The organism is Streptomyces sp. NPDC091682 (assembly GCF_044756625.1).
GTDB lineage: Bacteria > Actinomycetota > Actinomycetes > Streptomycetales > Streptomycetaceae > Streptomyces.
This window is the reverse complement of sequence record NZ_JBIVTH010000004.1, coordinates 172,528-193,131: the sequence shown is the minus strand read 5'-3', so window position 1 is coordinate 193,131 and position 20,604 is coordinate 172,528. Positions and strand designations below refer to the sequence as shown.

The following is a 20,604-nucleotide window of genomic DNA, read 5'->3' as shown; positions in this document are numbered from 1 at the left end:
GGGGTCGTCCAGAGGATTTGGGGTCGGATGTTTCACGTGAAACGCCAGGTGCCGCCGCGCGGGCCGTCGGACGGTGTTTCACGTGAAACACGGTGTTTCACGTGAAACGGACCGACTAGCCTCGTTGGCCATGACCCTCCTGCACCTCTTCGACCTCGACGGAACGCTGATGTACGGTTCGGCGGCGCCGGTCGAGATCTCCCGCCAACTCGGATTGAGCGCCGAGATCGCCGAGCTGGAACGGGCCTTCGGAGCGCAGAAGATGGGCCCGCACCAGTTCTCCGTGGCCGCCCACGCCCTCTGGGCCGATCTGACGCCCGCGCACGTCCGGGCGGCGTTCGACGGGGCTCCCTGGCTCGCGGGGATCCGGGACGTGTGGCAGGAGATCAGGGAACGCGGGGACTACTGCGCGGTGATTTCGCTATCGCCGTCGTTCTTCGTGGAGCTGCTGCTGGAGTGGGGTGCGCATGCTGCGCACGGCTCGGTCTTCCCGGAGGTGCCGTTCACCCGTCCGGTGGAGGAGTCCGGGATCCTGACGCCCGAGGGCAAAGTCACGGTGGCGGACCGGCTCTGCGCGCAGTTCGGTGTGAGCCGGGCCGACTGTGTCGCCTACGGGGATTCGGTGACCGACGCGATGCTCTTCGAGGCGGTGCCGGTCTCGGTCGCGGTAAATGCGAGGCCTTATCTCGCCGAACGCGCGACCCATGTCTATGAGGGTCGGGATCTCCGGGAGGCATACCAGCTCGTAGGGTTGACGCGCCCGGGAGTTGACGCATCTTAGGAGGAAAGTGGGTTCGAATCGCGGATTTTCTGCATTTCCCCGCAGGCCTCAGGGTCGGCTGGCACGCTGTGAAGCCCGGAACCACGGATTCACTGGCCGTGGCGTGTGCAGACCGACCGAGATGCTCGAAGCGAGGCACCGCATGGACGCTCCGCCCACCAGATCGGACAGACGCGAATCGGCCCGGATATCCGGCGAGGGCGGTGCGATCGAGCCCTCACCGGATGCCGTACTCATCCGCCGGACCCTCGCGGAGATCGCCCCCGTCGCCGACAAGGTGACCTCGTACTTCTACGCACTGGTGTTCACCGGGCACCCGGAAGTGCGCGGTATGTTCCCCGCCGCCATGGACGTACAGCGGGACCGGCTCCTGAAGGCATTGCTGACCGCCGCCGAGCACATCGACGATCCCGCCGTCCTCGTCCCCTATCTGCGCCGACTGGGCGCCGGGCATCGCAAGTACGGCACGATGGCCGGGCATTACCCGGCGGTGGGCGAGGCCCTCGTCGGGGCACTGTCCCGGTACTCGCGGGACAGCTGGGGCCCCGAGACGCAGGCCGCCTGGGTGCGGGCGTACACCGCGATCTCCCAGATCATGATCGACGCGGCGGCGGAGGAAGAGGCGAAGGCCCCCGCGTGGTGGCACGCCGAGGTGGTCTCCCATGATCTACGCACCCCGGACATCGCGGTACTGACGGTCCGCCCCGACCAGCCCTACGCCTTCCTCGCGGGCCAGTACGCGAGCCTGGAGACCCCGTGGTGGCCGCGGGTGTGGCGGCACTACTCCTTCGCCTCGGCCCCGCGCGCCGACGGGCTGCTGTCCTTCCACGTCAAGGCCGTCCCTGCGGGCTGGGTCTCCAACGCGCTGGTGCGCCACGCACGCCCGGGAGACGTCCTGCGCCTGGGACCGCCGGCCGGTTCGATGGTGGTGGACCACACCACGGACAACGGCATGCTGTGCCTGGGCGGGGGCACCGGGATCGCTCCGATCAAGGCGCTGATCGAGGACGTCGCCGAACACGGCGAGCGACGGCCGGTAGAGGTGTTCTTCGGGGCCCGCAGTGACAGCGACCTCTACGACAAGGACACGCTGCTGGGGCTCCAGCGCTCGCACCCGTGGCTGTCGGTGCGCCCCGTGATCGGCGACGGGCTGGCCGGACAGCTGCCGCACGCGGTGAGTGAGCACGGGCCGTGGAGCTCGTACGACGCGTTCATCTCCGGCCCGCCCGCGATGATCCGCAACGGAGTGGACGAGCTCCTGCGGATCGGCATCCCCTGTGAGCGGATCCGGCACGATGCGGTGGAGGAGCTGGCCGGCATCGCCGGCTGAGACCGGAGGCAGCCCGCCGGTCTCAGCTCGGCATCAGCCCAGGTCGGGAGCGTGCATGGCGCGGACACCCTCGATATTGCCGTCGAGATAGTGCCGCAGGGACAGCGGGACGAGATGGACGGCAGCGATGCCCACCCGACTGAAGGGCACGCGGACGATCTCGTATTCGCCTTCGGGCTCGTCGACCTCGGGGCCGTGCCGGAGGTTCGGGTCCATCGATTCGAGGCGGCAGACGAAGAAGTGCTGCACCTTCACGCCGGTCACCCCCCTGTCGGCGATGTGCTCGACGGTGTCGACGAAGCAGGGCACCACATCGGTGATCTTCGCGCCGAGTTCTTCGTGGACCTCGCGGTGGAGGGCGTCGACGACGGTGGAGTCCGAGGGCTCCACTCCTCCGCCGGGGGTGAGCCAGTACGGGTCGACGCCGGGCCGGGTGCGTTTGATGAGGATCAGGTCGTCACCGTCGAGCAGGATCGCGCGGGCGGTGCGTTTGACCACGGGACGTTCGGTCATGGGAGAAGAGTGGCCCGCCACTCCGCTTCTGAAACGCGCCACGTGCCGGCAAAGAGCGGGCTCACCAGTGCACTGCGGCGGCCAGCAGCCGGTCGTGCGCCCGGGCGAGGTGGGCGAGGGCCAGGCTCCCGGTCCGCACGACCAGGAACCAGGTGCGCAGCGGCGGCACGGCGGGCTCCGTCAGCGCCACGATCCGACCGCTGTCCAGGGCGTCCTGACACAGGTAGCGCGGCAGGACGGCCAACCCGGCGCCGGCCTGGACACACTCCAGTACGGCCCGGAGGTCGGGTACGACCACGGTGGCGGCCAGGGGCCCGGCATCGGGCAGGGCGTCGAATACGGCGGCCCAGTAGCGGGTGATGAGCGGCAGGCTCTCGTGGACCTCGACCAGCGGGATGCCGTCCAGCGCGGAGGAGCCCTCCTCGCGCAGCCGGTCCACGTCGACGAGGGCGGCCCAATAGGGCGCGGCGACCAGGACGTGCTCCTCGTCGCACAGTGCGGTGGTGGTGTAGAGCCCGCCCCTGGGGTGGGCGGTGGTGACGACGAGGTCGTGGTGGCCGGCGGCGAGCCCGTCGAGGGTGGCCTCGGCATCGGTCTGCGGGGCGGCGCGCAGGGTATGGCCCTGGCCGACCAGGAGGGCGAGGGCGGGAAGCACGCGCAGGCACAGGAACTCGGGAGGCCCGGCGACGTGGAGGGTGCGTAACGCGCCGGCGGCCTCCCGTTCGGCCTCGGTGATCCGCAGCAGGGCGTCGAGGTGCGGGGCGGCCTTGTGGGCCAGCTCGTCGCCGACGGTGGTCGGGGTGACGCCACGGGCGCGGCGGTGGAAGAGCGGGCGCCCCAACTGGCGCTCCAACGTACGGATCTGCGAGGTCACGGCGGGCTGGGACAGTCCGAGGAGGGTGGCTGCGCGCGTGAAGGAACCGGCTCGGTGGACGGCGACGAAGGTGCGCAGCAGGGTCAGGTCCATCGCTGCACCTCTCGGTGGGGGCCTTCAACTATAAATATGCAGATAGCTCCCTGTCGTTACCGTGATTGGACTCTGACGAAGAGTCAATTAGCCTTGTCACGTGGTTCTTCGCGCGCAGAACCCGGAGCGGTCCGAGCCACTAGGGGGGAGGCTCGGACCGCTCCGCACGGCGATGGCGTCCCTGGTTCAGCCCTTGGCGCCCGCGTGGTCGAGGGCGCGCAGCACGTCCGCGACGAGGTCCTCGGTGTCCTCGGCGCCGGCGGAGAAGCGGATGAAGCCCTCCGGCACGGCGTCGCCTCCCCAACGTCCGCGCCGCTCGGCGGTGGACCGTACCCCGCCGAAACTCGTGGCGTCTTCGACCAGGTGCAGGGCGGCCATGAACCGCTCCGCGTGCGCGCGGTCGGGCAGGGTGAAGGAGACCACCGACCCGAAGCCCCGCATCTGCCGGGCGGCCGTCTTGTGGGAGCGGTCCGTGGGAAGCCCCGGGTAGCGCAGTCCGTGCACGTCCGTCCGGTGCGTCAGTGCCTCGGCGACGGCCAGTGCGTTGGTCCACTGCCGGTGCGCGCGCAGTTGGATCGTGGCGAGGGAGCGGTGCGCGAGCCAGGCCTCCATGGGCCCGGGGATCGCACCGACGATCTTGCGCCACCGTCGGACGCGGGCGGCGAGCTCCGGATCGCGGCAGACGACGTACCCGAGCAGTACGTCGCCGTGGCCGGTGAGGCCCTTGGTGCCGCTCGCCACCGAGAAGTCCGCCCCCAACTCCAGGGGCCGCTGCCCGAGCGGGGTGGCCAGGGTGTTGTCGACGGCGACCAGGGTCCGGCCGGCGTGCGCCGCGTCCACGAGGCGGCGTACGTCGCACACGTCGAGCCCGGGGTTGGAGGGGGTCTCGATCCACAGCAGCCGGGCCCCGTCGAGGGCCGCGAGCTGGGCGTCGTCGGCGGTCGGAGCGGTGCGCACGTGGATCCCGTACGCCTCCAGCTGCTCGCGCAGCAGGGGGAGGGCCTGGTAGCCGTCGTCGGGCAGGACCACGGTCTCGCCGGTGTGCGCCTGGGAGAGGAGGACGGCGGAGACCGCCGCCATGCCGGAGGCGAAGACGATGGTGTGCACGTCCTCGCCGGGGGCCTCCAGTTCCCCGATCGCCCGTTCCAGCAGCGTCCAGGTGGGGTTGGTGTCGCGCCCGTAGGCGTACGGGCCTTCGACGTCGCCGGGGAGGTGGAAATGGGCGGCGAAGACCGGGCCGGGCAGGGGAGGTTCGTTCTTGACGGCCTCGGGCAGTCCGGCCCGGACGGCTCGGGTGCCGTCGCCGAGCGCGGCCGCTCCGGCCTGTTGCGGGGCGTATTCGTTCACGCGGTGTGCTCCTTCACGGCGGCGCGTACGGCGTCCAGCAGGCCGGGGCTCGCGGCCTCGACCAGCTCCAGGCACTCCTCGAACCCGCCCCGCGGCCCGTAGTAAGGGTCCGGTACGTCGGTCTCCGCGGCCGACGCCGCCGGGTCGTAGGACCGCAGCAGCCGCACCTTGGCGGCGTCCTGCGCAGTGGGCGCGAGCGCCCGCAGGTCCCGTAGGTGCCCGGCGTCGAGCGCGATGACGAGGTCCAGGCGGGCGAACCAGGAGGAGCGGAACTGGCGGGCCCGGTGGTCCTGCTCGTAGCCGGCCGCCTCCAGGACGGCGATGGTGCGCGGATCGGCCCCGTCCCCCTCGTGCCAACCGCCGGTGCCGGCGCTGTCCACCTCGACCAGGGTGTCGAGGCCGTCGGCCGCCACGTGGGCACGGAAGACCGACTCGGCCATGGGGGAGCGGCATATGTTGCCCGTGCAGACGAAGCAGACGCGGTACATGGCAGGCCCGTTCAGTTCTTGTCGGGCAGGACCATGTTCATGGCCCAGGAGACGATGGAGATGATCAGGCCGCCGAGCAGGGCGGTCCAGAAGCCGTCGACGTGGAAGCTGAGGTCGAGCTGCGAGGCCAGCCACGAGGTCAGCAGCAGCATCAGGGCGTTCACGACGAGCGTGAACAGCCCGAGGGTGAGGATGAACAGCGGCAATGAGAGCAGCTTCACCAACGGCTTGACGAGCAAGTTGACCAGGCCGAAGACCAGTGCGACCAGGATCAGGGTGAGCGCCCGTCGGCCCGTACTGCTGCCGTCGTCGAGGGTGATGCCGGAAAGCAGCCAGATGGCGACGGCCAGGGCCGCCGCATTGGCGAGCGTCTTGACTACGAAATTCGTCATGTGTCTGATCGTGGCAGAGAAGATCCCGGTGGAACATCCGCAGATCAGCGGATGCAAGGGAACGATCGAGTACAAGGGGCACAACGACGATGAAAGCCTTCCGGCTTGACGAGCTCGAAGCGGAGCGGGCCGCGAACGACGGCGCCTATCTGCAGTTCCTGCGCGAGCGGAACATGTCGGTCGGGCTGTACGCGCTCGACGCCGGACAGACCGATCCGCAGCTGCCGCACCGCCAGGACGAGGTGTACTTCGTCGTCAGCGGCCGGGCTTCGATCACGGTCGGGGAGGAGACAACGACCGTGGCGCGCGGCAGCGTCGTCTACGTCCCGGCGGGTGTTGCGCACAAGTTCCACCACATCACCGAGGACCTCAAGGTGATGGTGGTGTTCTCACCGCCGGAGGGTTGAGCGGCCCCGCCGGATGAGGGTTGCGGCCCTGATCCCCCTAAGGGGCGGATCAGGGGACTCCGAGGGCTCGCGGGCCCCGATGCGGGGCCCCGGGCTCCTAGCATCGAGAGCAGGAAGTAGCGGGCGCAGCCACGGACGAAGAAGAGGTCGATGACATGGACGGCATCCGAAAGATATTCGCAGGCATGCCCTGGTGGGTTAAGTGGGTCGCGGTTCCGCTGCTGGCCGTCTTCGTCTTCGGCGGCGTGATCACCAGCATCCTGGGCGCGCTGATCGGATTCGTCTTCAAGCTGCTCCTCTTCGTCGGCCTCGTCGGCGGACTGATCTTCGTCGTGAAGAAGTTCAGCGGCGGCGGCTCGAAGGCCTCCTCCGACAAGTGGTAGCCAGGAGCGGCTCGGGCGGACCTGGGATTGAGCCAGGCGAGGGAACATGACGCGCTGAACGGCTCACATCCCCGGAATCGGTGGATAGAGTGGCAATCTATGCCGTTCCCTGGGCACCGAAAGCCGGTACCGCCGCTCCGACCAGCCGCTCTGACCTGCGGCGACGCTAACGAGCCGCCCGAGTACGACCCCCAGGATCCACGGCAGGCGCGGGGGCGGCCCCCGCAGGGCGGGCCTCCCCAAGGGCCCGCTGCCACGCCTGGGGGTGAGCTTTGTCTCCGGTTCACAACGCCGGTGTGCCGACTCTGATCGGTTCGGTGCAGCGCGCGCTGAGGCTGCTCGAAGCGGTGGGGTCCCATAGCGGGGGAGCCCCGGCAAAACAGCTGGCGCGCGAGGCCGGGCTCCCGCTTCCCACCGCGTACCACCTGCTGCGCACACTGACGCACGAGGGCTATCTGCGCAGAGTGCGCGGCGTGTTCGTACTGGGGGAGGCCGCGGAGCGGCTCGCCCGTGGGGGACTCCAGCAGAAACGTCGCGGCATGATCCTCGACTCGCTCGCGCACTTCCGCGACACGGTCGGGGCCCCCGTCTACTTCGCGGTCTACCGCGAGGGCGAGATCGAGGTGGTGGGTGTCTCGGACACTCCGGCCAGCCCGGCCTGCGAGGAGTGGGCCGACTTCCGTGAGACCGGCCATGCGCACGCCATCGGGCAATGCCTGCTCGGGCAACTCGACGAGAAGGCGCGCAAGGACTACTACGACCGCCATCCGGTCGAGGCCATCACCCCCTATACCGTCCGTGATCTCCGGTCCCTGGAAAACCGGATCGGGGCGCTCGGGCGAATGCAACCGGTGGTCGAACGTCAGGAATATGCCCTCGGCACGATCTGCGCAGCCATCCCCATGACGGCCGGCGACACGGTCGCGACGATGGCCATTTCTCTACCCCTCCACCAAGAAGAACGATTGCTCTATGTAGTCAATCGGCTACGGAGTGAAGTAGGCGCGCTGTTGAGCACCCTCTCGTTCTCTATCAGTATCTGAAAACTCACTCCTTGTGATCTGCTACCGCTTCCACCACTCTTGTCAAGTGGGTCCTGGGGGATCATTCCTGGCCACTTCAACTACAGCGGGGTAGTCAATGCGCGAGTCGGTACAGGCAGAGGTCATGATGAGCTTCCTCGTTTCCGAGGAGCTCTCGTTCCGGATTCCGGTGGAACTCCGGTACGACGCACGCGACCCCTACGCAGTCCGCCTGACCTTTCACCTTCCCGGAGATGCGCCCGTGACCTGGGCGTTCGGCCGGGAGCTCCTCCTCGACGGCATCAACAAGCCGTGCGGTGACGGCGATGTGCACATCGCCCCCACCCACCCGGAGGACCTGTCCGACGTCCACATCCGCCTTCAGGTCGGCGGCGACCGGGCCCTGTTCCGTGCCAGCGCGGCGCCGCTCGTCGCGTTCCTCGACCGGACCGACCGGATCGTTCCGCTCGGACAGGAGCGCAATCTGGGCGACTTCGAGGAGAACCTCGACGAGGCCCTCGGCAAGATCCTTGCCGAATCGCAGCAGAACGAACAGAACGCCGGCTGACCGGTCGCTGGTCTGGTCCGAACGGCCGGCCGGCGCCTTGGCCGCTCAGCGCTTGCGCCGCCGGCCCCGGCCGCGGACCGTCCCCGCGGCCGGGGTGCCCGCCGTGGATCCCGGTCGGTCGGCAGAAACCACCAGTGCGGCCAGCGCCGTCGTCACGGGGACCGAGGCCACCAGGCCGATCGATCCCACGAGGGTCCGTACGATTTCTTCCGCCACCAGCTCGCTATTGGCCACCGAACCCATGCTGCTGTTCGCGATCGAGAACAGTAGGAGCAGCGGCAGCGCGGCACCCGCGTAGGCCAGCACCAGGGTGTTGACCACCGACGCGATGTGGTCGCGGCCGATCCTGATGGCCGCCCGGTAGAGCGCGCGCGGCCCCATCGAGGGGTCCGCGTGGTGCAGCTCCCACACCGCCGACGTCTGGGTGACCGTCACGTCGTCGAGTACGCCCAGCGATCCGATGATCACGCCTGCGAGCAGCAAACCGCTCATGTCGATGTCCGGGTACAGCCCGTGGATCAGCCCGGTGTTGTCGTCGGTGTTGCCGCTGAGGAACGCCCAGTCGATGAACCCCGAGCCGAGCAGCCCGATCAGGAGCAGCGAAACCAGGGTGCCGAGGACGGCCACCGAGGTACGGGCGGTCAGTCCGTGGCACATGTAGAGCGCGATCAGCATGATGGCGCTCGCCCCGACCACCGCGACGACCAGCGGATTCGAACCCTGCAGGATGGCCGGGAGGATGAAGAGGGTCAGCACGCCGAAGCTGACCACCAGCGCGATCAGCGCGAACAGCCCGCGCATCCGCCCGACGACGACGACCGCGACGGCGAAGATGCCGGCCAGCAGCGCCATCGGGAGCTTGCGGTTCACGTCGATCACCGAGTACTGCAGGTCACGGGGGGCGTCCGGTGCGTACGCCACCACCACCTCCTGGCCGTCCTCCAACTGCCGCGGCGCGCCCGGCTGGACGACCTCCACGAAGGTGCGGCCCTTGTCCGGGCCGCTGGTGACCTCGACGGTGGCCTTCTTGCACTCACCGGTCGGCGCGGCCTGGGCCCCACTGCCCCCGGGGGCAGTGGGAGTTCCGGTCGTCGGTACCTGCGCGGCGTTCACGGACTTGCAGTCGACCTGTTCGATCGACACGACCACGCCCTGCTGGGTCTGCCGGTCGAATCCCACCCCCGTGCGCTCGTGGCCGGGGGCGCCGCCCGGCCAGAGCACCACCATGCCGACGAAGACGGCCACGGCGAAGGGGATCAGTACGGCCGCGATGACCTTGCGCAGGTGCTTCGAGACGGGGGCCGCCGGGCCGTGGCCATGACTGTGGCCGTGGCCGTGGTTGTGGGGTGGACCCGGGGGTTGCCCGTCCGAGCCACCGCCGGAGTGCCCGTCGGAGTGTCTGTCGGAGTGCCCGTCGGACGGTCCGGGGCCCGCATGCGCGTGGCCGTTGTGGCCATGGGGCTCAGTGTGCTCGATGGGGGGCTGCGGCGAGGGCGTCACCAGCAGATCATCGCAAGAGATGAGGGGGCCCACTGTTCAGCACGCCATGGATGACGCTAGCGTGGGGGCACCTTTGCACAACGCGGGAGCTCGGAGCACCGGGCTGAGAGGACGCTGATCACCGTACGGGCATCACCGATGCGTACGGGAAGAGGCTGCGTCGACCGCCGAACCTGTTACCGGGTAATGCCGGCGTAGGGAGATCAGGTCTCATGACCATTCAGGACGCACGCACGCCTGCCGTCAGCCAGGACGCCGACGGCCAGACCGAGCGCCAGCCCGGCTGGCACAAGGGATACCTGGCGGGCTCCCGCCCCGACCTCCGGGTGCCGGTTCGCCAGGTCCACCTCACCAACGGCAAGGACGTGACGCTCTACGACACGTCCGGTCCGTACACCGACCCGCAGATCGAGACCGACGTCCGCCGCGGCCTCGCGCCACTGCGCGAGAACTGGATTATCAGCCGCGGGGACACCGAGGAGTACGCGGGTCGCCCCGTGCGCCCCGAGGACGACGGCATCAAGCACACCTCGCCGCGCGGCGGCCTCAAGAACCTCGACGCGGTCTTCCCGGGCCGCCCCCGCCAGCCCCGCCGCGGTCGCGGCGGCGCCGCCGTCACGCAGCTCGCGTATGCCCGCCGCGGCGAGATCACCCCGGAGATGGAGTACGTCGCGATCCGCGAGAACGTCTCCCCCGAGGTCGTCCGCGAGGAGATCGCCGCAGGTCGCGCCGTGCTTCCGGCGAACGTGAACCACCCCGAGATCGAGCCGATGATCATCGGCAAGCGGTTCCTGGTGAAGGTCAACGCCAACATCGGCAATTCCGCGGTCACCTCCTCCATTGAGGAGGAGGTCGACAAGATGACCTGGGCGACCAAGTGGGGCGCCGACACGGTCATGGACCTCTCGACCGGCCGCAACATCCACACCACCCGCGAGTGGGTGCTGCGCAACTCGCCCGTTCCGATCGGCACCGTCCCGCTCTACCAGGCGCTGGAGAAGGTCGACGGCCGCGCCGAGGACCTGACCTGGGAGATCTACAAGGACACGGTCATCGAACAGGCCGAGCAGGGCGTCGACTACATGACGGTCCACGCCGGCGTGCTCCTCCCCTACGTGCCGCTGACCGCCCGCCGCAAGACCGGCATCGTCTCGCGCGGTGGCTCGATCATGGCCGCGTGGTGCCTGGCGCACCACAAGGAGAACTTCCTCTACACGAACTTCGAGGAGCTCTGCGAGATCCTCGCGACGTACGACGTCACGTACTCCCTCGGTGACGGCCTGCGCCCCGGTTCGATCGCGGATGCCAACGACGCGGCGCAGTTCGCCGAGCTGAAGACGCTGGGCGAGCTGAACACGATCGCCAAGCGCCACAACGTCCAGACGATGATCGAGGGCCCGGGCCACGTCCCGATGCACAAGATCAAGGAGAACATCGACCTCCAGCAGGAGATCTGCGAGGAGGCGCCGTTCTACACGCTCGGCCCGCTGACCACGGACGTCGCGCCCGCGTACGACCACATCACCTCGGGCATCGGCGCCGCGATGATCGCCTGGTGGGGCACCGCGATGCTCTGCTACGTCACGCCCAAGGAGCACCTGGGCCTGCCCAACCGCGACGACGTCAAGACCGGCGTCATCACGTACAAGATCGCGGCGCACGCCGCGGACCTGGCCAAGGGGCACCCGGGCGCCCAGGAGTGGGACGACGCCCTGTCCGACGCGCGGTTCGAGTTCCGCTGGGAGGACCAGTTCAACCTGGCCCTCGACCCGGACACGGCACGCGAGTTCCACGACGAGACCCTCCCGGCGGAGCCGGCCAAGACCGCGCACTTCTGCTCCATGTGCGGTCCGAAGTTCTGCTCGATGAAGATCTCGCAGGACATCCGCCGTGAGCACGGCGGCGACCTGAAGGCGGAGGAGATCCAGGCGGGCATGGCGGAGAAGTCCGCCGAGTTCGCGGCCTCGGGCAGCCGGGTCTACCTGCCGCTGGCCGACTGACCTGGGCGAACGCGACTGTCCGACGGCGCCGTGGGGGGAGCCGTCGGTCGGTCGGTTCGCTTGATCAGGCTCGTTGAGCGTCCCGCAGCCGTTCCACCTGCCGACTTACCAGCTCAACGGGGAACGCCAGGATTTCCTTGCCCATGCTGAGCTCGGAGAACGTGGCGATGGTGTTTCCCGTGCGTACCACGATCAATTGCTCGTTGCGGTCTGCGGGGTACTCCGGCCCCAAGGGGATGATCTCCCGGAAGGCGACTGCCTCGTCGCCGACCTGCGGCGGTGCCTCCGTCTTCACCGTCGCCTCGAACTTCCCTGCGTAGCCCTCGCCCCGGTATGACCGGCAGGTGGCAAGGGCCTGCTTGAGCTGTGCGAAGAGCTGCTCGGCTTTGCCCTTCTCGTAGGAGGCGAGTGTTGAGCCGCCACCATCGATGCTCGTCTTCCAGTTGAAGGTCTGGAAGACGTGAGCGAATGAACCCGAACCCGAACGGGCGTCGATGAGCGGCTGGCAGGAGGGGTCGGATATGGGCGGGAAGGTGCGCCCGCTGCCTTCCGGCATCGGTTCGCGTACCTCGATGGGTTCGTCGGCCTGCGGGACTTCTCCGTCCTTAAAGGCGAGGGTCTTGAGCTGGGCCATCGTTAGGGGTGTGTCGGCGGCCTTGGTCGGCGGAGTGGCGGACGACACCCCAGCGGCGGCCTTCGGCTCCTGCGCCGGGGCACACCCTGACGTGAGGAGCAGGCCGATGACAGCTGCTACGGCTGAGGCCGCCAGTTGCGTCGTGCGGGCGTGCATGAGTCCCCCCGGTGATGGTGCGGATGAGAGTTCGACGCCGACGCTAGTGGCAGGCGTAGCCCCGGGCCAGGCGTTTCCGATTACTGACCAGGGGGTTTCCTTTACGGATTGAGGCGGGAGAACCAGGCCGATCTGCGGACAGTTCCTTCCCCCGATGAAGATCTCGCAGGACAATTGCCGTGAGCACGGCGGCGACCTGAAGGCGCCGTGGGGGGAGCCGTCGGTCGGTCCCTCATCCAGGGCCCCTGGGCTCGCAGGTGCCGGAGGGGCGGGGGCGGCCCGGTTCGACGGTCTGCGGTCGGTCGCCCTCACAGAGGCACCCCGTGCTCACCGGGCGGTCGTTCCGGTTGCTCCAGCCGACGATCTGGCCGGATCGCGATCGTCAGCGCTTGCGGAGGAGCACGAGGAAGACGAGTGCGGAAGTCGCGGCAGCGGCCGCCCACGGAGTGGGGCCGTCATCCCAAGTGGCGGCGGTCGCTGCCACGGTCAGTGCAGCGTTGAAGCCCGCAAGCCCCAGGACGGCCCCGGCCGTCCGCCCGTCTTCCATCTGAGTCCCCTGCTGTGGTGGTTCACCGCTACGGTCGTAAATGACCATATGGACGAGATGGGGCCCTCTCAAGTGATGAACGGACCATAGTGATGGTTTCCGGACAGTCTGAGGCGGCCTTGCGATATCCGGGGGGCAGGTGACCGGACCGGTGGGGACGATGCACGGTGCACCGGCACCTCACCGGAGTTTCCGGGGGCGCCTCCTTACGGTCGGTGGCCGGTGCGAGGCGCTGGCGCCCCGCGCCGCGATCACTCCGGTTCGTGTTCCGGGCCGCCGAAGTCCGGGCTGGTGAAGTCCGGAGGCGTGTAGCCGGGCCGGGGGCTCTCCGACGGGGATCCCGGGCTGGTGAAGTCGGGCCGGCTGTAACCCAGGTTGGGGATGCGGCCGGCCGCCGGGGTGCGGGGCGTGGGAAAGCCGGGGCCGGCGCTCGGATCGGCCAGTGCGTCCCGCAGGAAGGGCATGATGCCGCGCTCCAGCAGGGCGTGCCGCCAGGCCTCGCGGGCCCGGGCGACCTCGTCGGGTATCGCCTCCGTTTCGTCCGCCGCCACCTCGGTCGCACTGTTGCGGACGGCCGTCACCAGCAGCCCGATCACGGCGAAGAGCAGAGCGGCCGCGGTGAGCCCGCCGAAGAGCCAGCCCGCCGTCAGCATGGTTTCGGCGAAGGCCGGTTCGGGCTCGATCATCTTCAGGATGTAGCCCACGAGCAGGAAGATCAGCATCGCGGTGCCCGCCAGTACGGGCGCGAGGACCGCGACCACGGCGCCGATGCCCGCACCTCCCCCGCCGTCCTGGGCGCCGTCCTCGTCCCCCGTCATGCCGGGCGGGGTCAGTACTCCGTCGCGTCGTTCCTCGCGGACCTTCACGTAGTGGTCGTACTCGGCGGCGGCCGCGGCCGCCAGTAGGGCGCTGGCCCCCTGTGCCATGGTGCGCAGCTGTTCGGCGTTCAGCCGTTCGCCGAGGGTGGCGAGTTCGGGCCGCTCGTGCGCGGCGCGCAGCGCCTCGTCGACGAGCCGATCGAACTCCGGTCGGTCTTCGGTCAGCAGGTGCGGAGCGCTGGTCATGTGCATCCCCCGATGCTCCGTAGAAGCCGGTATGCCCGCGTAGACCCGGGCACCGGCACAAACGGAGGAGAGCCTGCTATGGATAGAGCGATGGTAGAGCGCCCACGCCACGCCGTGACAGGGGCTTTCCGGAAATACCCCTCTCCGTAAGCTCTCAGTCGCTCAGGGGAAGTTGTACGACGAGCAGTTTGCCCGCCATCGTCACCCCGCCGTCCATCGCGATGGCGAGCCCGTCCGCATACACGTGCGGGCCGTCCACGGCCTCGGGGCCGCGTGACTCGTCGCCGTCCTCGGTGCCCACTTCACCGAGCAGGTACGGGATGGGGCTGTGCCCGTGGACGACGCGGCTGCCGCCGTAGGTGTCGAGGAGTTCGCGGACGGCTGTCGGGCCGGTTTCCTCGTCGCGGAAGGCGAACCGCTTGGTGAACTTGCGGAAGAGGTCCCAGGTGATGTCGGCGTCACCGCGGTTGAGGAGCTCGTGGATGGTGTCGTTGACGTCCTCGATGGAGTCGCCGTAGTCGAGGTAGGCCGTGGTGTCGGAGTGCAGCAGTAGGTGGCCCTCCTCCAGGACGGCTGCGTCCAGGCGGGACATCCACTGCAGGTGGACGTCCTGCAGGCGTTCCATGTCGGTGCGCTGGCCGCCGTTGAGGAGCCAGGCGGCCTGGAAGGTGGCGGTGCCGGCGCCGGAGACGACCGGGGTGTCGCCGAACCGCTTGGCGCCGATGAGCAGGAGCTCGTGATTGCCCATCAGGGCCTTGCAGTAGCCGCCGGCGGCGGCGGCCTCGGCCGACAGTCTCATGACGAGGTCGATGACGCCGATGCCGTCGGGGCCGCGGTCGGTGAAGTCGCCGAGGAACCAGAGCCGGGCGTTGCCGGCGGACCAGCGGCGCTCCGCGTCGATCAGACCCTGGGCGTGGAGTTCGGTGACGAGCTCGTCGAGGTAGCCGTGGACGTCGCCGACCACGTAGAGGGGGCCGGGACCCGCCGCCTGTTCCTGGGGCACGTACTGGACCTGGACGGTGTCGCCGGGGCCACCGAGTGCGCCGCGGCCGATGACGGGTAGGTCCCGGTAGGTGGGGGTGTAGCCCTCCAGGTCGTCCTCGCCGGGCCCCCGGGGCGTCGCCTGAGCCGGTTCGGCATCGGGGCGCGCGTGGATGCGCGTGTCGGGGTACGGAGGCTGCTGTGCGGGCGCCTGCGGTGCGGCCGGGTGGGGTGTGGGCGCGTGCGGCGGGTAGCCGGGCTGCGGGGGCACGTTCGGCGTGGCGTCCTCGTAGTACGCCGGGTACTCGCCGTACACCGGGGGCTCTCCGGGCAGCCCGGTGGACGTGGTTACGGCGTACAGGGCGGGTTCGGTGACGGGAACCCGGAAGTCCCGCAGCGTGTCCGTCCGCATCGCGGGTCCCTGACCGGCCCCCTGAGTCATCGACCCCTCCACCACCGTCGCGCTGCCGTACACCTGCGGACCCTCCTGACCTCCAGTGAGGAGGGTCCGTGATGTCGTGCGCCCATCATAGGAATGCGGCTCGCGCTCTGTGACGCACCAGGGGTGGTGAATCCTTTGCGGAGCCGATCGTTCCTACCGTTTTCTCCCGATATCGGCGTTGCGGAAATCCTCGGCCGGTCCTTGGTCGGTGCTCGGTCGGTCGTCGGATGGCCCTCGGACGGTCCGCGGACGGTCCGCGGACCGTCCGCGGGAGACCCTTCGACGGGCCGACCGGACGGTCTGTCGGTCAGTCCTGGGCCGGCGAACGGGGCGGGCTGACGGTCGTGCGGGGCTGCCTGCGCTGCGAAGAGGTACGGATGATGAGTTCGGTCGGGACGACCTGTTCGACGGGGCGTCCGGTGTCCACTCCCTCGATCGCGTCGATGAGCAGCTGTACGACGGCGGTGCCGATGCGGCGGGGTTTGAGGGACAGGGTGGTGATGGGCGGCTCTGTGTTGGCGTAGACGGTGGACTCGCTGCAGCACACGAGCAGCAGGTCCTCGGGTACGCGCAGGCCGTAGCGGCGGGCGGCGGCGAGCAGATCGGTGCCGTTGGGGTCGAAGAGCCCGTAGACCGCGTCGGGCCGGTCGGGGCGGGCGAGGAGCCGGTCGGCGGCGACGGCGCCCGCGCACGGGTCGTGGGCGGGGTAGGACTCGTAGACGGGGTCCTGGCCGACGCGCTCGCACCAGCTGAGGTAGGCGGTGGTGGAGAGCCGGGTGTAGGTGTCGGTGGTGGTCCCGGTCAACAGGCCGATCCGGCGGGCACCGGCGGCGGCGAGGTGGTCCAGCAGGCCGAGTACGGCGGCCTCGTGGTCGTTGTCGACCCAGGCGGTGACGGGGAGGGAGCCTGCGGGGCGGCCGTCGGAGACCACGGGCAAGCCTTGGCGGACCAGTTCGGTGACGACGGGATCGTGGTCGGAGGGGTCGATGACGACGGTGCCGTCGAGGGCGACGTTGGACCACACGTCGTGGCGGGAGGTGGCGGGAAGGATGACCAGGGCGTAGCCGCGGGCGAGCGCGGCGGAGGTGGCGGCCCTGGCCATCTCGGCGAAGTAGGCGAATTCGGTGAAGGTGAAAGGTTCATCCCCGTACGTCGTCACGGTCAGGCCGATGAGGCCGGACTTGCCGGTACGGAGGGTGCGGGCGGCGGCCGACGGGCGGTAGCCCAGCCGGTCGGCCACTTCGCGAACGTGGCGGCGGGTGGCGTCGGGCAGCCGTCCCTTGCCATTGAGCGCGTCGGAGACGGTCGTGATGGAGACGCCCGCCGCGGCGGCCACGTCCCTGATGCCGGCCCGGCCCTGTCGGCCGGCGGCCCGCCGGGTGGTCTCGGTCCGGCTCACCTGATGCTTCCCTGCTGCTGTCATGGCGAGCCGATAGTAGGGCTCGGTGGGGAGGGTGGTCTGGGTGCATATGCAGGCGTTGACAGACACGTTTCTGCATGGTTCGCCACCCACAATGACCTTGGAAATGAAGGTTTTTGGTCGCTGAGGGTGAGTGTGGGGCTTGTCGTCGGGTCCGGGCATGCCAAAACGATGTGATCTCTGGTCGTTCTCAACTCACCTGCACGAGGGATGCGCGCCACGGCGCAGGCCACCGGCGCACGCATATATGCGTGCGCTCCCCCGCATTTCTGGCGCCCCCATTCTCGGAACGGCGGAATCCTCATAAGGTGAGCAGTATTGAGTCGACGGCGACGTCGTACGGGACGGTCGAGGAGGACCTGCGGTGAGCGAGAAGAGCCCGAAGCTGCGCGCCGAGCTGGACGGCATTCCGACGTACAAGCCCGGCAAGCCGGCTGCCGCGGGAGGGCCTGTCGCGTACAAGCTGTCCTCGAACGAGAACCCGTACCCGCCGTTGTCGGGCGTGCTGGAGACGGCGGTCGCCGCGGCCGGGAACTTCAACCGGTACCCCGACATGGCCTGCACCGGCCTCGTGAACGAGCTCGCCGAGCGCTTCGGCGTGCCGGTCGAGCACATCGCCACGGGCACCGGCTCGGTCGGTGTGGCCCAGTCGCTGATCCAGTCGACCGCCGGCCCGGGCGACGAGGTGATCTACGCCTGGCGCTCCTTCGAGGCGTACCCGATCATCACGCAGATCTCGGGCGCGACCTCGGTGCGGGTCCCGCTGACCGACGGCGACGTTCACGACCTGGACGCGATGGCCGCGGCGATCACCGACCGGACCCGGCTGATCTTCGTTTGCAACCCGAACAACCCCACCGGCACGGCCGTGCGCCGCGCCGAGCTGGAGCGCTTCTTGGACCAGGTGCCCTCGGACGTCCTGGTGGTCCTGGACGAGGCGTACCGCGAGTTCGTGCGGGACGCGGACGTACCGGACGGCATCGAGCTCTACCGCGACCGTCCGAACGTCGCCGTGTTGCGTACGTTCTCCAAGGCGTACGGTCTGGCCGGCCTGCGGGTCGGCTTCGCAGTCGCGCACGAGCCGGTTGCGGCGGCGCTGCGCAAGACGGCGGTGCCCTTCGGCGTCAGCCAGCTCGCGCAGGACGCGGCGGTGGCTTCGCTGCGCGCCGAGGACGAGCTGATGGGCCGCGTCGGGGCGCTGGTGAGCGAGCGCACCCGGGTGCACGAGGCGCTGGTCGCCCAGGGCTGGACCGTTCCGGACACGCAGGCGAACTTCGTGTGGATGCGGCTGGGTGAGCGGACCGCCGAGTTCGCGGGTGCATGCGAGAAGGCCGGTGTGGTGGTCCGGCCCTTCGCGGGCGAGGGCCTGCGGGTCACGATCGGTGAGACCGAGGCGAACGACCTCTTCCTGCACACGGCCGAGGCGTTCTTCAAGGAGCTCTAGGCGGTACGGAGCCCCGGGCGGCGAGCGGCCGGGGGTGATGAGGCACCGGGGGCGCTGGCGGGCCGGAGGCGGTGAGCGCACCCGGGCGGTTCCGGGGCGCCCGCCCGGCGGAGATGCTCGGCCGGCCGGAGCGTTTCGGGGTGGCTCAGGCGAGTTCCACGCGGATGGGATCGCCGTCGCGGACGGTGGACAGCAGGCGGGGGTCGCCGTCGAAGGCGCCGAGCACGTTGCACGGGCTCGCGAGGCGGCTCTCGCCCCCGCGTGAGATGGGCGTGGGGCCGTACGGGAGTGCGAGGGCGTCGCCCTCGGTCCAGAACGCGACCGTGCCCGGAGCGACGACCTGCTGGGCGTCGTCCTCCAGGGCGACGGAGATCCCGGTGTCGAAGTAGACCTCCTCGCCCCAGGTGTTGGCGGAGGCGGAAATCGGAAGGGCCTCGGCCAGCGCCTTGCTGGTCGGGGTCTCGTCGAGGGTTGCGGTGAGTTGGCCCGCAGGCCAGGAGATCCGTATCTGCATGAGCTGGATTCAACAATCTGTTGAATCAATTGGCTAGAGGGGTACCCCGCTCGAGAGTGGCTGAGAGTGGTGCGACATAATGCTTGTGAATGTGAACGCGTTCACAAGCGTGTCCTGCTTCCTCCCGATATGGAAGGAACCCGCCAGGCAGACTGCGGCTGTGACCACGGCGACGACAAGGAGAAGACGACGTGGACCTAGCTTTGGCGCCGGAGACATTGGCGCGATGGCAGTTCGGCATTACGACCGTCTACCACTTCCTCTTCGTACCCCTGACGATCTCGCTCGCCGCCCTGACGGCGGGCCTGCAGACGGCGTGGGTGCGCACCGAGAAGGAGAAGTACCTCAGAGCCACGAAGTTCTGGGGGAAGCTCTTCTTGATCAATATCGCGATGGGTGTCGTCACCGGCATCGTCCAGGAGTTCCAGTTCGGCATGAACTGGTCCGACTACTCGCGATTCGTCGGCGACATCTTCGGGGCCCCCCTGGCCTTCGAAGCGCTGATCGCCTTCTTCTTCGAGTCGACCTTCATCGGTCTGTGGATCTTCGGCTGGGACAAGCTGCCGAAGAAGATCCACCTGGCGTGCATCTGGATGGTGTCCATGGGCACCGTCCTGTCCGCCTATTTCATCCTGGCGGCCAATTCCTGGATGCAGCACCCGGTCGGGTACCGCATCAACGAGGAGCGGGGACGGGCCGAGCTCACCGACTTCTGGCTCGTGCTGACCCAGAACACCGCGCTCACCCAGTTCTTCCACACCATCACGGCCGCCTTCCTGGTCGGCGGCGCGTTCATGGCCGGCATCTCCGCCTTCCACCTGGCCCGCAAGAAGCACGTCCCCGTGATGCGGAGCTCGCTGCGCCTCGGGCTGATCGTCATGATCATCGCCGGTATGGGCACGGCGATCAGCGGTGACCTGCTCGGCAAGGTGATGTACAAGCAGCAGCCCATGAAGATGGCCGCCGCGGAAGCGCTCTGGGACGGGGAGGCGCCCGCGCCCTTCTCCGTCTTCGCCTACGGAGACGTCGACAAGGGCCACAACAAGGTCGCGATAGAGATCCCCGGCCTGCTGTCCTTCCTGGCCAACGACGACTTCACCTCCTTCGTCCCGGGCATCAACGACGTCAACAAGGCCGAGCAGGAGAAGTACGGCCCCGGCGACTACCGGCCCAACATCCCCGTCGCCTACTGGGGCTTCCGCTGGATGATCGGCTTCGGCATGGCCTCGTTCGGCATCGGAGCACTGGGCCTGTGGCTGACCCGCAAGCGGTTCATGCTGCCGACGCAGCTGCGGACCGGGGAGGACGAGGTCCCGCACCTGGTGCTCTTCACGAAGCCGCTGAGCCCGAAGTTCACCAACCTGTACTGGATCGTCGCGCTCTGGACGATGGGCTTCCCGCTCATAGCCAACTCCTGGGGCTGGATCTTCACCGAGATGGGTCGCCAGCCCTGGGTCGTCTACGGAGTCCTGCGCACCAGGGACGCGGTCTCGCCGAACGTGTCACAGGCCGAGGTGCTCACCTCGATGATCGGGTTCACGCTCCTGTACGCGGTGTTGGCCGTGATCGAGGTCAAACTCCTCGTCAAGTACGTCAAGGCCGGCCCGCCCGAACTCACCGAGGCAGACCTCAACCCACCCACCAAGATCGGTGGGGACGACAAGAACCCCGACCGGCCGATGGCCTTCTCGTACTGAGGCCGAG

20 protein-coding genes and 1 riboswitch are annotated in these 20,604 nt (G+C 69.0%); of the genes, 9 read left to right on the top strand and 11 right to left on the bottom strand.

All coding sequences use genetic code 11. The features are described 5' to 3' along the window. The first annotated feature begins 130 nt into the window (after window positions 1-130). Window positions 131-781: an HAD family hydrolase gene (locus ACIQK6_RS11530; protein ID WP_402694715.1), complete on the top strand. Its 651-nt coding sequence runs from the start codon at window positions 131-133 to the stop codon at window positions 779-781. Then, on the top strand, window positions 768-2,111 hold the full coding sequence (locus ACIQK6_RS11525; RefSeq protein ID WP_329100222.1) for a globin domain-containing protein: 1,344 nt from the start codon (window positions 768-770) through the stop codon (window positions 2,109-2,111). Before ACIQK6_RS11530 ends, ACIQK6_RS11525 begins: the two co-directional genes overlap by 14 nt. Window positions 2,112-2,144: 33 nt before the next feature. On the opposite strand, the gene ACIQK6_RS11520 is transcribed toward ACIQK6_RS11525, so the two are convergent. From ACIQK6_RS11520 to ACIQK6_RS11500, 5 genes are all read right to left on the bottom strand, one after another. Then, window positions 2,145-2,624, bottom strand: a complete 480-nt coding sequence (locus tag ACIQK6_RS11520) for an NUDIX domain-containing protein (RefSeq protein ID WP_030008377.1) — start codon at window positions 2,622-2,624, stop codon at window positions 2,145-2,147. Window positions 2,625-2,685: 61 nt separating this feature from the next. After that, the gene (locus ACIQK6_RS11515; protein ID WP_329100223.1) at window positions 2,686-3,591 is read right to left on the bottom strand and encodes a LysR family transcriptional regulator; all 906 of its coding nucleotides are present in this window, start codon (window positions 3,589-3,591) and stop codon (window positions 2,686-2,688) included. A 186-nt stretch (window positions 3,592-3,777) separates the two neighbouring features. Further along, a complete protein-coding gene (locus ACIQK6_RS11510) occupies window positions 3,778-4,938 on the bottom strand; it encodes a cystathionine gamma-lyase (RefSeq protein ID WP_329100224.1) in 1,161 nt (386 codons plus the stop codon). Continuing rightward, the gene (locus tag ACIQK6_RS11505) at window positions 4,935-5,426 is read right to left on the bottom strand and encodes a low molecular weight protein-tyrosine-phosphatase (protein ID WP_329100225.1); all 492 of its coding nucleotides are present in this window, start codon (window positions 5,424-5,426) and stop codon (window positions 4,935-4,937) included. The genes ACIQK6_RS11510 and ACIQK6_RS11505 overlap by 4 nt, the downstream gene beginning before the upstream one ends. Window positions 5,427-5,437: 11 nt before the next feature. After that, window positions 5,438-5,818, bottom strand: a complete 381-nt coding sequence (locus ACIQK6_RS11500; RefSeq protein ID WP_327384372.1) for a phage holin family protein — start codon at window positions 5,816-5,818, stop codon at window positions 5,438-5,440. Between the two features lie 89 nt (window positions 5,819-5,907). Between ACIQK6_RS11500 and ACIQK6_RS11495 the strand changes: the two genes are divergently transcribed. The 4 genes from ACIQK6_RS11495 to ACIQK6_RS11480 all read left to right on the top strand — a co-directional run bounded on the left by ACIQK6_RS11495 (window position 5,908) and on the right by ACIQK6_RS11480 (window position 8,198). Beyond that, window positions 5,908-6,225 (top strand): cupin domain-containing protein, encoded by a 318-nt coding sequence (locus ACIQK6_RS11495; protein ID WP_150258223.1) that lies wholly within the window; start codon window positions 5,908-5,910, stop codon window positions 6,223-6,225. 155 nt (window positions 6,226-6,380) lie between these two features. Then, window positions 6,381-6,608, top strand: a complete 228-nt coding sequence (locus ACIQK6_RS11490) for a DUF5326 family protein (RefSeq protein WP_329100226.1) — start codon at window positions 6,381-6,383, stop codon at window positions 6,606-6,608. A 296-nt stretch (window positions 6,609-6,904) separates the two neighbouring features. Continuing rightward, window positions 6,905-7,651, top strand: a complete 747-nt coding sequence (locus ACIQK6_RS11485) for a helix-turn-helix domain-containing protein (RefSeq protein WP_329100227.1) — start codon at window positions 6,905-6,907, stop codon at window positions 7,649-7,651. Window positions 7,652-7,748: 97 nt separating this feature from the next. Further along, window positions 7,749-8,198 (top strand): SsgA family sporulation/cell division regulator, encoded by a 450-nt coding sequence (locus tag ACIQK6_RS11480; protein WP_030008369.1) that lies wholly within the window; start codon window positions 7,749-7,751, stop codon window positions 8,196-8,198. Between the two features lie 45 nt (window positions 8,199-8,243). On the opposite strand, the gene ACIQK6_RS11475 is transcribed toward ACIQK6_RS11480, so the two are convergent. Then, window positions 8,244-9,698, bottom strand: a complete 1,455-nt coding sequence (locus ACIQK6_RS11475) for a YibE/F family protein (protein WP_329100228.1) — start codon at window positions 9,696-9,698, stop codon at window positions 8,244-8,246. A 72-nt stretch (window positions 9,699-9,770) separates the two neighbouring features. Further along, window positions 9,771-9,916: riboswitch (TPP riboswitch) on the top strand. Between ACIQK6_RS11475 and thiC the strand changes: the two genes are divergently transcribed. Then, entirely contained in the window at window positions 9,911-11,698 is a 1,788-nt protein-coding gene (gene thiC / locus ACIQK6_RS11470; protein WP_266594783.1) for a phosphomethylpyrimidine synthase ThiC, read from the top strand. It overlaps the preceding riboswitch by 6 nt. 64 nt (window positions 11,699-11,762) lie before the next feature. Here thiC and ACIQK6_RS11465 read toward each other — a convergent pair whose 3' ends face one another. From ACIQK6_RS11465 to ACIQK6_RS11450, 4 genes are all read right to left on the bottom strand, one after another. Next, complete coding sequence (locus ACIQK6_RS11465; RefSeq protein WP_329100229.1) at window positions 11,763-12,332, bottom strand: hypothetical protein; 570 nt, start codon at window positions 12,330-12,332, stop codon at window positions 11,763-11,765. A 954-nt stretch (window positions 12,333-13,286) separates the two neighbouring features. Then, a complete protein-coding gene (locus tag ACIQK6_RS11460; protein WP_329100230.1) occupies window positions 13,287-14,105 on the bottom strand; it encodes a hypothetical protein in 819 nt (272 codons plus the stop codon). A gap of 148 nt (window positions 14,106-14,253) precedes the next feature. Continuing rightward, window positions 14,254-15,537, bottom strand: coding sequence for a metallophosphoesterase (locus ACIQK6_RS11455; RefSeq protein WP_329107783.1), 1,284 nt, complete (start codon window positions 15,535-15,537; stop codon window positions 14,254-14,256). 292 nt (window positions 15,538-15,829) lie between these two features. Further along, the gene (locus ACIQK6_RS11450) at window positions 15,830-16,945 is read right to left on the bottom strand and encodes a LacI family DNA-binding transcriptional regulator (RefSeq protein WP_215013179.1); all 1,116 of its coding nucleotides are present in this window, start codon (window positions 16,943-16,945) and stop codon (window positions 15,830-15,832) included. A gap of 361 nt (window positions 16,946-17,306) precedes the next feature. Here ACIQK6_RS11450 and hisC point away from each other — a divergent pair, with 361 nt between their 5' ends. Further along, a complete protein-coding gene (gene hisC, locus ACIQK6_RS11445; protein WP_402694714.1) occupies window positions 17,307-18,386 on the top strand; it encodes a histidinol-phosphate transaminase in 1,080 nt (359 codons plus the stop codon). Window positions 18,387-18,531: 145 nt separating this feature from the next. On the opposite strand, the gene ACIQK6_RS11440 is transcribed toward hisC, so the two are convergent. Further along, window positions 18,532-18,900 (bottom strand): cyclophilin-like fold protein, encoded by a 369-nt coding sequence (locus tag ACIQK6_RS11440; protein WP_329100232.1) that lies wholly within the window; start codon window positions 18,898-18,900, stop codon window positions 18,532-18,534. A 191-nt stretch (window positions 18,901-19,091) separates the two neighbouring features. On the opposite strand from ACIQK6_RS11440, the gene ACIQK6_RS11435 reads away from it, so the two are divergent. After that, window positions 19,092-20,597, top strand: coding sequence for a cytochrome ubiquinol oxidase subunit I (locus tag ACIQK6_RS11435; protein WP_329100233.1), 1,506 nt, complete (start codon window positions 19,092-19,094; stop codon window positions 20,595-20,597). Window positions 20,598-20,604 lie beyond the last annotated feature (7 nt).

Excerpts from the sequence above, each read along its gene's own strand:
- ACIQK6_RS11530 (WP_402694715.1), top strand. The coding sequence starts at position 131 with ATGACCCTCCTGCACCTCTTCGACCTCGACGGAACGCTGATGTACGGT.
- ACIQK6_RS11520 (WP_030008377.1), bottom strand. The coding sequence starts at position 2,624 with ATGACCGAACGTCCCGTGGTCAAACGCACCGCCCGCGCGATCCTGCTC.
- ACIQK6_RS11515 (WP_329100223.1), bottom strand. The coding sequence starts at position 3,591 with ATGGACCTGACCCTGCTGCGCACCTTCGTCGCCGTCCACCGAGCCGGT.
- ACIQK6_RS11505 (WP_329100225.1), bottom strand. The coding sequence starts at position 5,426 with ATGTACCGCGTCTGCTTCGTCTGCACGGGCAACATATGCCGCTCCCCC.
- ACIQK6_RS11500 (WP_327384372.1), bottom strand. The coding sequence starts at position 5,818 with ATGACGAATTTCGTAGTCAAGACGCTCGCCAATGCGGCGGCCCTGGCC.
- ACIQK6_RS11495 (WP_150258223.1), top strand. The coding sequence starts at position 5,908 with ATGAAAGCCTTCCGGCTTGACGAGCTCGAAGCGGAGCGGGCCGCGAAC.
- ACIQK6_RS11490 (WP_329100226.1), top strand. The coding sequence starts at position 6,381 with ATGGACGGCATCCGAAAGATATTCGCAGGCATGCCCTGGTGGGTTAAG.
- ACIQK6_RS11480 (WP_030008369.1), top strand. The coding sequence starts at position 7,749 with ATGCGCGAGTCGGTACAGGCAGAGGTCATGATGAGCTTCCTCGTTTCC.
- thiC (WP_266594783.1), top strand. The coding sequence starts at position 9,911 with ATGACCATTCAGGACGCACGCACGCCTGCCGTCAGCCAGGACGCCGAC.
- ACIQK6_RS11465 (WP_329100229.1), bottom strand. The coding sequence starts at position 12,332 with ATGGCCCAGCTCAAGACCCTCGCCTTTAAGGACGGAGAAGTCCCGCAG.
- ACIQK6_RS11460 (WP_329100230.1), bottom strand. The coding sequence starts at position 14,105 with ATGCACATGACCAGCGCTCCGCACCTGCTGACCGAAGACCGACCGGAG.
- ACIQK6_RS11450 (WP_215013179.1), bottom strand. The coding sequence starts at position 16,945 with ATGACAGCAGCAGGGAAGCATCAGGTGAGCCGGACCGAGACCACCCGG.
- ACIQK6_RS11440 (WP_329100232.1), bottom strand. The coding sequence starts at position 18,900 with ATGCAGATACGGATCTCCTGGCCTGCGGGCCAACTCACCGCAACCCTC.